Source organism: Neobacillus sp. SuZ13 (assembly GCF_030123365.1).
Lineage (GTDB): Bacteria > Bacillota > Bacilli > Bacillales > Cytobacillaceae > Neobacillus.
Window position 1 is genome coordinate 1,557,775 of the sequence record NZ_CP126107.1, and the last position, 14,231, is coordinate 1,572,005.

The following is a 14,231-nucleotide window of genomic DNA, read 5'->3' on the forward strand; positions in this document are numbered from 1 at the left end:
CATGGCAGTTGAAGAAAAGGCAGTACATGAAAAACATCTAATTACTTCAATGATTGATATGTTAGCAAATAATGCAGAGAAAGCACTTAGTGAATTCCGTACATACAACCAAGAGATGGTTGATGAAATCGTCAAACAAATGGCTCTTACTGCTCTTCAAAATCATAAGAATCTTGCAAAATTGGCTGTAAATGAAACAAGAAGAGGGGTTTATGAAGATAAGGTATTCAAAAATATGTTTGCGACTGAGTTCATTTATAACAATATTAGAGATATGAAAACTGTTGGTGTAATCAACGAAAACGAAAATGAAGGAATGGTAGAGATCGCCGAGCCAGTAGGTGTGATTGCTGCTGTTATTCCAATCACAAATCCGACCTCTACTGTAATTTTTAAATCATTGATTTCGCTTAAAACAAGGAACCCAATTATTTTTGCATTCCCACATTTTGCCCAAAAATGTTGTACGGAGACCGCGATTTTACTGAAGGAAGCAGCCATGAGGGCAGGTGCACCAGAGAATTGCATTCAGTGGATTGAAGTTCCTTCACATGAAGCGTTTCAGGCTTTAATGAAGCATCCGAAAGTTTCTCTTATTCTAGCAACGGGTGGACCAAATTTGGTAAAAGCGGCTTACAGCTCAGGGAAACCGGCACTTGGGGTTGGTGCAGGAAATGTACCTTGTTATATTGAAAAAACAGCAAATATCAAAAGGGCTGTTAACGACATTATCCTGTCGAAAACCTTTGATAACGGGATGATCTGCGCTTCTGAACAAGCATTAATTATTGATCAAGAAATTTATGATGAAGTGAAACAGGAACTAATCTTAAATAATTGTTATTACCTTAATGAAGAAGAAAGATTAATGGTAGAGAAGGTTGCCGTTTTTGAAAAGACGAATACAATTAATCATTTAATTGTCGGGTTATCAGCCACAATGATTGCCAAATTGGCAGGTGTGAATGTACCTGCAAATACCAAGATTCTCATTGCAGAACTAGAGGGTGTAGGGCCAAAATATACGCTCTCATGTGAAAAACTAAGTCCGATTCTAGCCTGTTACAAGGTTAATTGTTTTGAAGAGGGCATGCAAATTGCGGAAGAAACCTTAGAATATGGTGGTCTTGGGCATTCAGCAGCTATTCATACCTCAGATCAAGGTTTAGTAGATTTGTTCTCACTACGTATGAAGGCAGGGCGAATCATGGTCAATACCCCATCGACGCATGGTGCAATCGGGGATATTTATAATACATCCTTACCGTCCTTAACGATCGGATGTGGTACTTATGGAGGGAACTCTGTGTCACAAAATGTAGGAGCACAAAATCTCATAAATATTAAAAAGGTTGCAAAAAGAAGAACATTTACCCAGTGGTTTAAAGTACCTTCGCAAATTTTCTTTGAAAAAAATTCAATCCAAATGCTTGCGTCAATGCCAGGAATCTCGAAGGCATTCATTTTAACAAGCAACAGTGCTGTCAAAAATGGAAATGTGGACAAGGTTGTTTACTATTTAAACAAGAATCAAAGGACAATCCAATTTGAAAAATTCTCCGAAATTGAACCTGAACCTACCATTGATACGGTAATAAGTGGTGCAGAGCGGATGAGAAGATTTCAGCCAGATTGCATTATTGCTCTTGGCGGCGGCTCTGTGATGGATGCTGCAAAAGCGATGTGGCTATTTTACGAACATCCAGAAACTGATTTTCATAGCTTGACACAAAAATTCTTTGATCCTAGTAAAAGAGTTGTTAAATTCCCAGCGCTTCGTGGAAAAGCAAAATTGGTTGCGATTCCCACTACATCCGGAACGGGTTCAGAGGTCACAGCCTTCTCTGTTATTTCAGATAATAAAACAAATATAAAATATCCACTTGCAGATTTCCAATTGACACCAGATGTAGCCATTATTGATCCACAGTTTGTTATGACAGTTCCGAAACATGTTACCGCTGACACCGGGATGGATGTATTGACACACGCGATTGAATCGTATGTTTCCGTATTGGCCAATGACTTTACAGATGGACTTGCATTAAAAGCGATTCAACTTGTCTTTAAGTATTTGCCAGTAGCTTACCGAGATGGAAGTAATGAACTTGCCCGTGAAAAAATGCACAATGCTTCTACAATTGCAGGTATGGCTTTTGCCAATTCCTACCTTGGAATAAACCATAGCCTAGCCCATGTTTTGGGAGCTGAATTTAATATCCCACATGGACGCGCCAATGCGATTCTTTTGCCGCATGTAATCCGTTACAATGCTGCTAAACCGAATAAGTTCATGACATACCCTAAATATGAAAGTTTCATAGCAGATGAACGTTATGCGGAAATTGCTAAAATGCTTGGGCTCCCTGCGGGTACGACAGAGGAAGGCATTGAAAGCCTAGTCCAAGCAATTATTAAATTAACGGAGGAATTAGAAATTCCGATGAGTATTGAAGCAAGCGGGGTTGGTAAGGAAGTATTTGAAAGCAAAGTAGCCGTTCTCGCAGAACGTGCATTCGACGATCAAGATACAATTGCAAATCCAAAACAACCATTTATCAGCGAACTTGCAGAAATTTATCGTCAGGCCTTTAGTGGTATTTAAAAAGAAGATATAAAAAATTCATAAAAGGATGCGAGTAGGATGTCTGAGAAAAGAAAAATTGAAAAAGAGCAAGGACCTATCCTTGAATCCACCAATAAGGACGATGAACAAATTAGAGAAAAAGAGGTAAGCGATGCACAGCTATCAAGCCTAGACGTTCTCTGGCACAATGCATTTAATGAATTAGACGAATGGGCCAAGCGTTCAGACTTCCGGGACGAGGTATTTCTAAAAGAGGCCAAGTTTTTTGCAGATAGCATCCAAAGGAATCAAGAAAATATAGAAGAGATGGCAGAGAAATTTAATAAAGAATTTACTGAATGGGAAAGGACAGCAAGAGAGGAATTCTTGATGTCCACCACTAGCCTGCAGCATTTCTTTCCACTTAAGTCATATGAAGAAATCAATGCCCAGATTGATCAACTTCAAAAAAGAACCATGTCGATTCTAAGTACACCTTGCCAAGTTATTAGCAAAAATCAAGTAATGGATAAATATCTTAAAATGATTGAGGAGTATGTTTCTCTTAGGAAAAAAGGCAGGAAGCAATATCTCAAGGCTACTAAACAAGTAGGGAACCTAATCTATGAAAATCAAAAAGGGTTTGTCAATTTATTTGCACGCCAAATTAAACCGTTGATGTTTCCATTTAATAAATACTTGGAGAAAGAAGAAGAGATGACAAATTCCTAATTAAGGAGGCAAAAGGCTTATGTCAAAGGATAAAACCTATGATCCATTGCAAGGACTTAGAAGAATAAGTGAAATGTGGGAAAGACAATTAAATGGCATGCTATATATGATATCTGACAATAATGAGTTCGTTCGACTTCTTAAGGTTGGAACAGACAGTCATGCAAGATATATGGAGCGGTTAAGAAAGAACCAAGAACTCATGGCGGGTGTAATGAATATTCCAACCAAAAAAGATATTGCAAATGTAGCTAAATTATCTCTTCAAACCGAAGAAAAAATTGATATTTTAGAAGAACAGGTTTGGAATTTACAGGATAGTTTGGAATCCTTAAATAATGGAAACGTGGCAATGTTCCAAGATATGGTGACGATCATAAAACAGATGAAGGAAGAATCAGCTTTCATTCAAACAGAGTTTCAAAATGTAAGACAAGAAATCTCTCAATTAACAGAGATTAAACAGGAACTTGAGGCCTTGAAAAATCTTGTGCAGCCAGGGAAGCCGAAAGTCAGGGAAAATGCGCTTGTTCTGACTGGTGCTGGCAGTGAGAGTGAAAGGGGCTGATATGATGATTGCAAAAGCATTAGGAAATATTCCATTAGTTGATTTGAAAAAGGAATCTTTAAGGTGGGAACAAGTCTATAAAGTTTTAACAGAACCGAAACCGGATATTGTTCCAACAACGAGAGAAATTGTCTGGAAAAAAAATAAATCAACAGTATATTATCATCCTGCTAAAGAAAAAAAATATCAAATCCCTGTGTTTTTAGTCTATTCACTGCTAAATAAATCGTATATTTTAGATGTTGGGGAAGGAAGTAGTGTAGTAGGAGGATTAACGGAAAGAGGATATGATGTTTACTTCCTTGATTGGGGTTCTCCTGGTTATGAAGATAGTGATATCACTCTTGATGATTATATTCTTGAATACTTGGAAAAAGGCGTCAAACGTGCGTTACGACATTCCGGTGCAAAAGAAATATCGATGATTGGCTATTGTTTAGGAGGCACAATTGCCGCTATTTTTACCTCACTAACAAACTTGCCTATTAAGAATTTAGTCCTAGCAACCGTACCAATTGATTTCAGTATAGGAATCGTTCCGGATAAGTGGTTAAAAGGACTTCAAAAAGGGACAATTAATTTTGATCGACTTTCTGAGGTTTATGGTGTTATTCCATCTGAGATAATGTACGGAATGTTTAGAGGACTTTCCCCCGTCTACGTTAGTCCATTGGTAAACCTGATTTCCCGTGCACATGATGATGAATATGTTAAAAAGTGGCGGCGGATGGACAAGTGGACAAAAGACTCCGCATCGTTTTCAGGGGCTGCTTTCAAACAGCTATTTAATGATCTCTATAAAGATAACAAACTCCTAAAAGGAGAGCTGACAATTGGCGGCAGGAAAGTAGATTTAAGAAATATCCATTGTTCATTCTTTGTCTTCTCAACATCACGAGATACTTTGATACTAGAGAAACAAAGCCTCCCTGTTATTGACATGGTTTCCAGTGAAGATAAGACATACGAGGTATTTGAAGGTGGACACGTTTCTTTAGCCTTAACCGGAAAGTTTGCCATTTTCGCGGACAAATGGCTCTGCTCACGTTCACAAGTAATTTAGGAATTTCTTAATTAAGTCAAGAATGTAGTAAAAGCAGGAAGGACTCCCCTCCTTCTCGCTTTTACTAGTTATGAAGCAGATTTTTGTTGGGCAAGGAATGTCCTTAAAAGTTGATTAAACCGGTCTTTTGCCTCCAATTTGACCAGATGGCCGGTATTTCTCATAATAATAAACTCTGAATTTGGAATCAGCTTGTGCATCCAAGCCTGAATCCAAACAGGCAAGACTGAGTCGTACTGACCTCCAACAATAAGGGTCGGAACAACTACCATCGGTAATAACGATAAATTATTTACCTCAAAACATGCCACTAATGAGTCAACAAATATCTGTGGTTTTGGTTGGAAAAACTTATTGAATTTTTCAACTGTGTCTTTATTCCAGGAATATAGTGTCATCCGTGCGGCATAATCCGAGTGTTCTTTCGTATATGAAATCTGCTGAAGAAGTTCTTTTCGTGGTTCATATAATACGCATTTAAGTTTCTTAGGAAAATAATGAAATGAACTAATTAACAGGAGAGTCCGGCAGCGTTCGGGTGCCTGCCGGTAAATCTCCTGTGCAACTGCACCACCCATTGACAGACCTAAAATATGAGCGCTTTCAATTTTTAATTCATTTAATAAGCTGAGTATATCTAAGGCAAAGTTTTCTATTGATATTCCTTCCGTCTTACTGCATTCTCCATGACCACGTAAGTCAGGGATGATCAACTTATATTGATCAGCCAATTCAAATTGGTCTTCCCACCCTTCTTTGACTTCACCTAAACCATGGATCAAGACCAACGGGTCGCCTGTACCTATATGCATATAAGGCACTCCCAATTTACTAATTCTTGATTTTTCCATTTCACACCACCTTGTTATAATTATTAGTGTATTGCCGAATAATTATAAATGTAGACAGTAATTTTTAACTTTTAATCATAATTATTTACTAAGTTGACAAAATATTACCCATAGGTGTAAAATACATATATAGGGTGAGGTGATGAAGATATGGGAAATCAGGACAATCAAACAATTAATCCATCCAAAAATTTTGTGCTGCCATTTATTTTATTGCTTCTTAGCAGGGTGTCACTTCATGGGTATGAACTTATACAGAAGTTAGAGGCATTCGGGTTTAAGACGCTTGACCAAGGGAATTTATACAGACTTTTAAGACAACTAGAAAAGGACGAGCTTCTTTCTTCGGAATGGGATACAAATGGGAGCGGTCCTGCTAAAAGAAAATATTCAATAACGAATGCAGGAATTACATACCTAAAGGGTTATGCCAATCAACTAGAATCTTACCAATCGTTATTAGATCAATTTTTCAACATGTATACCAGTTTCTTTGAGCTCTACATTCCTTCGTTCCAAAAGAAGGATCCAATAGAGAAAGTCAATAATAGAAAGAGGAGGAAAGACGATGGCACAGAAGAAAATTGAAACGGTTCAAGCTGCTAAAGAAGCAGAAGAATCGGTAGCGGTAGGATCATTTGTAAACACATTTTGGGATCAATTTGAACTTTCACGTGTACGGGCAGAAAAGCTTCGGGAGAATAGTGAGGATGCATACATTAATGCATTAAGAGAGGTCTTTAATTTTAATAAACAATTTAGAAAATCGGTTGCGAATTTGTATCAACAGTCGAAAAAAACAAACAAGGAAATGGTTTCTGAACTAATGCAGCAATTCTCATTTGGTAAAGAAGAAATCATGGATGAGAATTTACCAATAAACGAGAGAGAAGAACTTAAGAAACAGATACTAGAGGTTTCTGGGCAATTTGAGAACTTAGCATTAACACCAATTAAATCAGTTTTCCATATTGTTGACCAGCTAGAAGATAATTTTGAAAAAAATGCAGAATCAAGTGTAGCCTTTGGTCGTGACCAGCGCAATGCATGGCAGCAGGTTGGGAAGGAATATATTAAATTTGCAAGAGATACTCATTTAAACATTATTGACAAAAGCAAAAATAGTCTTAAAGAATTTGTAAAGATGCAATAATTACTAGGTATTAACTTCTAAGGAGAATCAACAGCATTGAGCAATATAAGCATCGATTGCAAGTCATAAGAACCACAATCTCTTTTCTTAAAATTATAGAGATTGTGGTTCTTTTTTTTGTTGGAGGTTATACATTCAGTGGATTAATAACCAGTAATTACCATTTAAATGTAAATGTAATAAAATTAATACTCATTTGACAAAGATAGTTGATATACTTTTAGTTGGGACAAAATAAGATGATATTGGAAAGTTTATATGAATAATGACCTACATAATTGAAAGCTTAGATTATTAAATTGGCAATTACATAGGAATTTTGTCGCGCGACCTAGAAATTAATATAAAATCGTCTTAGATGCTTGATGTCTATTTTAAGAAGGCAGGGGAACCAGATTGAAAAAGAAGATGATCGCACTATGTACGACCATTATTATGGGACTCGGGAGTGTTTTCTCTTGTCCAGCAGTATATGCAAAGGAAAATAAACTTAAAATTGTACAGGATCAGCGAACAGGTCTTCAAACAGATATTTCAAAAGCAAATATAGAAATTTTTCAAGTCCAAGATGAATTAATTAAACTAATTGAACAAATTAATAGAGTTGAGCAAGCCATTAAAGATAATAATAAAATGATTGTTCAAACAGAAGAAAAGGTAAAAGCCTCACAGTCCCAAGTGCAGGATCTTCAGGAAGAAATAACAACCATTCAAGAGAGAATTAATAAACGCAATGAATTAATAAAAAAACGTGCCTTATCGCTTCAAGAGAGTGGTGGTCAGGTTAGCTATATTCACGTTTTTCTAGGTTCTTCAAGCTTTAGTGATTTTGTAGAAAGACTTGGTGCGGTTGCATCTATGGTGGAAGCAGACCAAGACCTAGTTAAGCAGTATAAAGAGGATCAGAATGAAGTCCAAACTAAACAATCTTCAGTAGTGAAAAAGTTAAACGAATTGCAAAATATGAAAACAGAACTTTTAGGAATGCAAGAACAAATATTAGAACAAAAAGAGCAAAATGATGCATTAAAAGCAGAACTTAAAATGAAGGAGCAGGAAAAACTTTCTGAGAAAGCAGATTTACAACAGAAAGATGGTACACTGGCAATAAAAGAAGCGCTATTATTAAACGAAGCCCATAATTCTAAGGATACAGATAAAAATAATGAAACCGTTAATGTGAATGTTCCTTTGCCTACAACCACCAATGAAGCGATTAATGTGGTCATTCATGCTGGAGAAAAATATATTGGAAACTCTGTTTATGTATTTGGCGGGGGGAGAAACGCTTATGATGTTGCCCATGGTAGATTTGATTGTTCCGGATTTGTTGCGTGGGCCTTTAGACAGGCAGGAATTAAAGTGGGCGCTCATACAGATATCCTAAAAAATACTGGCACTAGAGTTACCCTAAGTGATGCGCGTCCTGGAGATCTAGTATTCTTTGACACTTATAAAATTGATGGGCATGTAGGGATTTACCTTGGTGGAGGTAAATTTATTGGTTCTCAAAGTTCAACCGGAATAGCAGTTGCAGATTTAACACAAGGATTTTACAAAAAGAAGTTTAATGGGCGTGTTATGAGAATCATCAACGACCAACAATAAGGAGAAGCGATGCTTCAATGCATCGCTTCTTTTTATTGATGCTGGCTGTTTAGTAAATACTTTAAATTTGTTTTCATTTGGATAAGTTCATCCTCGCTTTTTGGTTCCAATTCAACTTCGCCGCCCTCGTTAAACCCTAACTGGAATTGGGGAAGGTTGGAATTATTAGCTGTTACACGATGTGCTAATAATTTAATCTTTTTAAAACCAATATTACCAGAACCTGGTAAATAGTGCTCAGCAAATTCAGTATTTGTAACATGAAGGGTTAAATTGTTGAATATGACCGTTTCTTTAGGATTCATATCGATTGTAACAATCCCCTTAGGAGATTGAACTAATTTTTTTATACGTAAACCCTCTGCTGAAAGATTTTCAAATTTCAATTTAAGCATTGGCCGAGCTTTCTGTGCTGCCGTATCTTCAGTTATAATGACAGGCTCTTCTAAGGTACCTTCAATTTGATCAGCTTCAATAATGAATCCAATAACTATGGTATTGCTAGCAAAACTATCCTTGGTGGGTATAAACAGACCACCCAAAATAAGAACCAAAATGATTAAAAACTTATAAATATTATTTCTTTCCAAAGCGATCACCATTTCTGCGAATGCTATTAATATTTCTTAAACAAGCTTGCCTGTATATTTAACAAGCCTTTATAAAAGGTACTGCTTTAAACTATTATTCTGATAATATATCTTTACCTGATGCTACTTCCTTCTCTGCGAAATTATTGTTTTTTGACTCATGTTCTGCCGGTTTTGATGCAATCTCAGGCTTCCAAGCAATCAGCATCGAACCGCCAATGATACCGAGAATGGTACCAATGAGGAATCCGCCTAGTGCACCCATTATTGAAAGAACTGAAGCAAAAATAGCCAAAATACCAAGAAGTGTAGAAAGCCTTGGCATAATATACGATAAGAAACCCATTAACAATGTCAGACCGCCTAAGAAGAAGCCCACAAATAGGATACTTCCTGGGGCAGCTGCCACTTCATAAAGTTTTGCCGGTACCCATAAAATGATCAGTCCAGAAAGGATACACAAGGTCGCCCCCCAAAAAGGGCGCCTTGCTCTCCAGCTCTTAAACCGCTCACGTTTTGAATAAGTAGAGTTCATTTTTATCATCCTTACTCAATAATCTGTGGTGGTTAAATTAGTTTAGCTTTTCGAAGTAAACCTTCATACCTGGTAAGCTTACAGTTTTTTGGAATAGATATAATGTTTGTAAATTACCATTTTCAATTGTGATGGTATTGGCCTTTTGAGTAAATTCCTTAGCCAGGGCTTCTGCTCTTTGTGCTGGGTCAGTGAGGTCATAATTTCCAATGTAATTTTCGGACATTGTAAGTTCTTCAAATTTGGCATCCCCATTTACCATTGTTGCTTTTTGAAGAAGTCCATTAATCTCAACTGGTTTGTCAGAGGTAATAACAACCCGAATTCCAAGAGCAGGGATCGCTTTAGAAATTTCTAAGCCATTAATCGTAGCTTTATCAATAGCGTTGACGGCAACTGGATTATTTTTCGTTGTTGCTCCGTCCGCAACGCCACCATATAATTGGAATCCCTCGCCAACCATTTTGTCGAATTTGACAGTAAATTCACCAAAACCACTTAATGGAGCTGCAACGGCTACACCTGTAATTCCAAAAATACTAAGCAGCATCCCTAAGAATAAAAAACCACCTAATAAAGCATAGACCAACTTCTTTTTAACTGTTTGCCCACCAACAATTACTGATTCTGCTGTTAAATTCATTCCCTTTCCTCCTTTTGTATTATAAATCGCGCAAGCATTACAGCCGCTTGTAAGTGCTTACACTATTCGTCACAATTTTATGATAAATCAGTAGATTCCGAAATCCCTACATTTGTAGGAAGATTATTAATAGTAAGAACAAAGTTCTACGAAAATGCAAAAAAATCCAAAATTAGCAGGGATTTTGGCAGGTTTAGAGGAAATATGTATAGAAGATAACTATGATTTCATTCAGAATCAATAACATCTTAGATTTTCAGGGAAGGGAGTGTGGGTGAATTGTCGAAGTCATTAAACCACCATTTAGACAATCTTTTAATTGATGCTGTTAAAATGTTAGCAATTTATCAGGATGATTTATTAAAAGAATGGGGATTAATGCTCCAATCTCTAAAGAATACAAATAAAAAATCGGTAGCAGTTTTTGAATTTATTAGTGATTTTTTAGTAAGTTTTTTACGGTCCGTCAATGATCAACCATCTGATATATATAGGATGTTGGATGAGATTCAAGATCAGTGGTTTGCACAATTCCAACGTCGTCCGGAGCCAGAGGCCCTCGTCTTTCACCTGAATTTGTTGGAAAATGCAGCACACAAGGTCTTAAAATCAAGGATTATGTACTCATCAAAATTACATCCATCGGTCCATTATTTATTTTCAAAAATGAGTGAAGTTATGTTGTTTCATTCTGAAAAAGATAATTATAGTATTTGGAAGGATGCTGTAATCTTATTTAATGAATGGATTATCCGTTCACAAAATTTTCGTGAATCAATTGAAAATATATGCTTTGGATTTGGCTATTTTCTTCCTTTTAAGCGCTGTGCACTATTTAAGTTTACAAATCATGAAAGTATCGGAATTGGTTTATTTGGACATCATTTCAACAATGATGAAGTGCAGGCGATAGCTGAAAAAATTACTAACATTCCAGTCCTTAGTGAAAGTCTGGTCAAATTAAAATCACAAGGGCACGAAATGAAGAATTTTCAGCCAATATATATTTCTAGTGCAGAAAATGACCTCCCCGAGAGATATGTGAAAAGATTTGACCTTGGCTCCTTAATCATTGTTCCTATTTATGTTCCAGCGGAAGGGAAAATAATCGGTGGAGTAATTTTAGATCAAGGTCAGGGAATCCATTTTACAGTTGACACTAGCCTATTTCCAGCCCTAATGAAATTTGGCCAAAGTTCGGGTGAATTACTAACAAAGTTTATTAAGGCTGATATTAAGAAGCAGGATATATTAACTGATGATTCGATTACACTTTCACCAAGGGAAATTGAAATTATCAAACTTTTGGCTGATGGTGCCTCAACTGCTGAGGCAGCTTTAAAGCTATATTTAAGTGAATTTACGGTAAGAGATTATATATCAAATATCATGAAAAGATTAAATGCCCAAAATAGAACAGAAGTTGCTGTAAAAGCAATTCGGTTGGGAATTATTGATTAAGAATAACAATATAAAGAAAAAACACCGAATGTGGCAAAACTTTAACGCCGCATTTTTTCTTTGGAAAAAATACATGAAACCATTTTTGAATGCCTGCGTTATTAATAGTAGAGTGTAAACTGGAATTTAATAAATATTGCTTTGTTATTGTTTAATGAGTAAAATGGATGAGTTATACCATATAATCACTTACAATACTTTTGCAAATAGGTTAGGAGATAAACAGAAATGGATCTACTTATGATTATTAAAGCTATTATTCTAGGGCTAGTAGAAGGTTTAACAGAATTTGCACCAGTATCATCTACAGGGCACATGATTATCGTGGATGATATGTGGCTTCAATCCGAAAAGTTTTTGACACAGCATGGAGCAAACACATTTAAAGTCGTTATCCAACTTGGTTCCATATTGGCGGTTGTTGTCACCTTTAAAGATCGCTTTATTGATTTATTAGGGTTAGGGCGCTTCAAAAAACAAGCTGCCTCGCAACAAGGCCGTTTAAAACTTTCTCAAGTAATGGTGGGATTAATTCCGGCTGGTGTTCTAGGCGTTCTTTTTAACGACTATATTGATGAACACTTATTTTCAACTGCAACTGTTTTAATTGGGCTAGTTATTGGGGCGATCCTAATGATTCTTGCTGACGTTATTGGTCCAAAGAGTCCGAAAGTACAAACAGTTGACCAAATTACCTATAAGCAAGCATTGACTGTCGGTTTGTTTCAATGCTTTTCACTTTGGCCAGGATTCTCTCGTTCAGGGTCAACGATTTCTGGAGGAGTTCTGATGGGGATGAGTCACCGTGCTGCCGCTGATTTTACCTTTATCATGGCAGTGCCAATCATGGCAGGTGCTAGTTTTCTCTCTTTATTAAAGAATTGGGAATATATGACGGCTGATGCCCTTCCCATCTTTATCGCAGGATTTATTAGTGCCTTTATTTTTGCTCTTTTGTCTATTCGCTTTTTCCTAAAGCTTATTAACAAAATAAGATTATTACCATTTGCCATTTATCGTATTGTACTGGCAATCATCCTGTATTTTATATTTATCTAAATCATTCGTTGCTTTTCTGTATTATAGAACCAAAAGGTTAATAAAGAATGTGAGTGGGTCTATTCAGTCAAAAATAGACCCTTTTTCTATTTATGATAAATCTGGAAAATCACTGATGATTCCTTCTACATGGAAATTTTTTAGCGTCCTTAAGTCATTCTTTTTATTAACTGTCCAAATAATTGTTTTAAAGCCATGGTAATGAATTCTTTTGATCATTCGCTTATTCACCATGGTTATTTTTGGATTTACATACGACACAAAGCTAGAAAAAGACTTTAAATTCTTATTCGAAATCATCTTTACCCCGGTGTTTTTAACCAAAATGCCAATTGGAATGGCCGGCACAAGTTCATGAAACCGTTTGAGCGCACCACGGTCAAAGGATTGAACAATAATTTGCTTGTCACCGGATGTTAACTCTCTTTTCTCTAGTTCCTCCGCAAGTTTTTCCTCCATGAGGGGATAAAGTGAGGGTTTTTTTAATTCAATTAAAATGCCAATTTTCCCAGCAAACTCATCAAATACTTCAGAGAGAGATGGGATCTTTTCTCCCGCAAAATTACAATGAAACCAGCTTCCTGCGTCAAGTCTTTGAATTTCTTGTAAAGTAAAATCCTTTACTTTTCCTTTCCCATTCGTTGTCCTGTTAACGGTTGGATCATGTATCACAACTAATTTACGGTCTTTTGTCATCTGAATGTCAAGCTCGAGGTAGTCGACACCTAATTCTACCGCTTTCTTAAAGGATGAGATTGTATTTTCTGGACAGTAGCCTGCCGCACCTCTATGACCAATTTTCAAGGGGGAATTTTCTTTCTTTTTCTCGCTGAACCGTGTTATTGCTCGTACTATTACCGTGATAAGTATTAAAAAAAGCGTAGCAGCATTCCTCAAGTTGGGGCCCCAATCTAAATTTATTTGTGAACATGGTATGAAAAATAGAAAGGAATGTCAATTGGAGGAGGATGAAATTGTAAAAAATATTTTTTTGAGGGTCAAAATCCATTATTATACTTGATTTTTCACCTAATTATGGGCTTCTTCTTTTTTTCTTAAACTGGGTAATTTGGATATGTGTCTATCGCACATTTTTAACCAAGTGAATAGGATATATGGAATTAAGAAAAGGAGGTAATGTAAATGTCAGGTGTAGCTGGTGGATACGGCGGCGGATTTGCCCTACTAGTCGTTTTATTTATTTTGTTAATTATTATTGGGGCTTCATGGTGTTACTAAAAAAACAATTTAGATAAAAAGGAGGTCTTGAAAAATGTTTGGTTACGGATATGGTGGATGCGGCTATGGTTACGGCGGCTGCGGCTACGGCGGGGGATTTGCTTTAATCGTAGTATTATTTATCCTCTTGATTATTGTCGGTGCAGCTTGCTTCAGATAAAAA

At 36.5% G+C, this 14,231-nt stretch carries 16 protein-coding genes; 11 read left to right on the forward strand and 5 right to left on the reverse strand.

The window, feature by feature from the left end; genetic code table 11:
- Position 1 precedes the first annotated feature (1 nt).
- Genes adhE through QNH17_RS07530 form a run of 4 tightly spaced genes read left to right on the forward strand, consistent with a single transcriptional unit; the run spans position 2 to position 4,929 of the window.
- Entirely contained in the window at positions 2 to 2,605 is a 2,604-nt protein-coding gene (adhE, locus tag QNH17_RS07515; protein ID WP_283878113.1) for a bifunctional acetaldehyde-CoA/alcohol dehydrogenase, read from the forward strand.
- A 39-nt stretch (positions 2,606 to 2,644) separates the two neighbouring features.
- Positions 2,645 to 3,298, forward strand: a complete 654-nt coding sequence (locus QNH17_RS07520; RefSeq protein ID WP_283878114.1) for a hypothetical protein — start codon at positions 2,645 to 2,647, stop codon at positions 3,296 to 3,298.
- A 19-nt stretch (positions 3,299 to 3,317) separates the two neighbouring features.
- A complete protein-coding gene (locus QNH17_RS07525; protein ID WP_283878115.1) occupies positions 3,318 to 3,866 on the forward strand; it encodes a hypothetical protein in 549 nt (182 codons plus the stop codon).
- A 1-nt stretch (position 3,867) separates the two neighbouring features.
- A complete protein-coding gene (locus tag QNH17_RS07530) occupies positions 3,868 to 4,929 on the forward strand; it encodes an alpha/beta fold hydrolase (protein WP_283878116.1) in 1,062 nt (353 codons plus the stop codon).
- A gap of 68 nt (positions 4,930 to 4,997) precedes the next feature.
- Here the strand turns inward: QNH17_RS07530 and QNH17_RS07535 are convergent, their stop codons facing one another.
- On the reverse strand, positions 4,998 to 5,780 hold the full coding sequence (locus QNH17_RS07535) for an alpha/beta fold hydrolase (protein WP_283878117.1): 783 nt from the start codon (positions 5,778 to 5,780) through the stop codon (positions 4,998 to 5,000).
- Positions 5,781 to 5,930: 150 nt separating this feature from the next.
- Here QNH17_RS07535 and phaQ point away from each other — a divergent pair, with 150 nt between their 5' ends.
- The 3 genes from phaQ (at position 5,931) to QNH17_RS07550 (ending at position 8,541) form a co-directional block, all read left to right on the forward strand.
- On the forward strand, positions 5,931 to 6,368 hold the full coding sequence (phaQ, locus tag QNH17_RS07540; protein ID WP_283878118.1) for a poly-beta-hydroxybutyrate-responsive repressor: 438 nt from the start codon (positions 5,931 to 5,933) through the stop codon (positions 6,366 to 6,368).
- Positions 6,349 to 6,933, forward strand: a complete 585-nt coding sequence (locus tag QNH17_RS07545; RefSeq protein ID WP_283878119.1) for a hypothetical protein — start codon at positions 6,349 to 6,351, stop codon at positions 6,931 to 6,933. Before phaQ ends, QNH17_RS07545 begins: the two co-directional genes overlap by 20 nt.
- A gap of 396 nt (positions 6,934 to 7,329) precedes the next feature.
- A complete protein-coding gene (locus QNH17_RS07550; protein WP_283878120.1) occupies positions 7,330 to 8,541 on the forward strand; it encodes a coiled-coil domain-containing protein in 1,212 nt (403 codons plus the stop codon).
- Positions 8,542 to 8,573: 32 nt separating this feature from the next.
- On the opposite strand, the gene QNH17_RS07555 is transcribed toward QNH17_RS07550, so the two are convergent.
- The 3 genes from QNH17_RS07555 to QNH17_RS07565 form a co-directional block, all read right to left on the reverse strand.
- Positions 8,574 to 9,131: a hypothetical protein gene (locus QNH17_RS07555; RefSeq protein ID WP_283878121.1), complete on the reverse strand. Its 558-nt coding sequence runs from the start codon at positions 9,129 to 9,131 to the stop codon at positions 8,574 to 8,576.
- Positions 9,132 to 9,225: 94 nt separating this feature from the next.
- Positions 9,226 to 9,675, reverse strand: a complete 450-nt coding sequence (locus QNH17_RS07560; protein ID WP_349632566.1) for a DUF6114 domain-containing protein — start codon at positions 9,673 to 9,675, stop codon at positions 9,226 to 9,228.
- Positions 9,676 to 9,703: 28 nt separating this feature from the next.
- Entirely contained in the window at positions 9,704 to 10,309 is a 606-nt protein-coding gene (locus tag QNH17_RS07565) for a DUF6230 family protein (protein WP_283878123.1), read from the reverse strand.
- Between the two features lie 270 nt (positions 10,310 to 10,579).
- On the opposite strand from QNH17_RS07565, the gene QNH17_RS07570 reads away from it, so the two are divergent.
- Both QNH17_RS07570 and QNH17_RS07575 read left to right on the forward strand, forming a co-directional pair.
- Positions 10,580 to 11,770 carry a response regulator transcription factor gene (locus QNH17_RS07570; RefSeq protein WP_283878124.1) on the forward strand — a complete coding sequence of 397 codons (1,191 nt, stop codon included), beginning with the start codon at positions 10,580 to 10,582 and terminating at the stop codon, positions 11,768 to 11,770.
- Positions 11,771 to 11,998: 228 nt separating this feature from the next.
- Positions 11,999 to 12,829 (forward strand): undecaprenyl-diphosphate phosphatase, encoded by an 831-nt coding sequence (locus tag QNH17_RS07575; RefSeq protein WP_283878126.1) that lies wholly within the window; start codon positions 11,999 to 12,001, stop codon positions 12,827 to 12,829.
- Between the two features lie 90 nt (positions 12,830 to 12,919).
- Here the strand turns inward: QNH17_RS07575 and QNH17_RS07580 are convergent, their stop codons facing one another.
- Positions 12,920 to 13,633 (reverse strand): glycerophosphodiester phosphodiesterase, encoded by a 714-nt coding sequence (locus QNH17_RS07580; RefSeq protein ID WP_283878127.1) that lies wholly within the window; start codon positions 13,631 to 13,633, stop codon positions 12,920 to 12,922.
- A gap of 339 nt (positions 13,634 to 13,972) precedes the next feature.
- Between QNH17_RS07580 and QNH17_RS07585 the strand changes: the two genes are divergently transcribed.
- Complete coding sequence (locus QNH17_RS07585; protein ID WP_098572537.1) at positions 13,973 to 14,068, forward strand: YjcZ family sporulation protein; 96 nt, start codon at positions 13,973 to 13,975, stop codon at positions 14,066 to 14,068.
- Between the two features lie 34 nt (positions 14,069 to 14,102).
- Positions 14,103 to 14,228: a YjcZ family sporulation protein gene (locus tag QNH17_RS07590; RefSeq protein WP_081825507.1), complete on the forward strand. Its 126-nt coding sequence runs from the start codon at positions 14,103 to 14,105 to the stop codon at positions 14,226 to 14,228.
- The last annotated feature ends 3 nt before the right edge of the window (positions 14,229 to 14,231 follow it).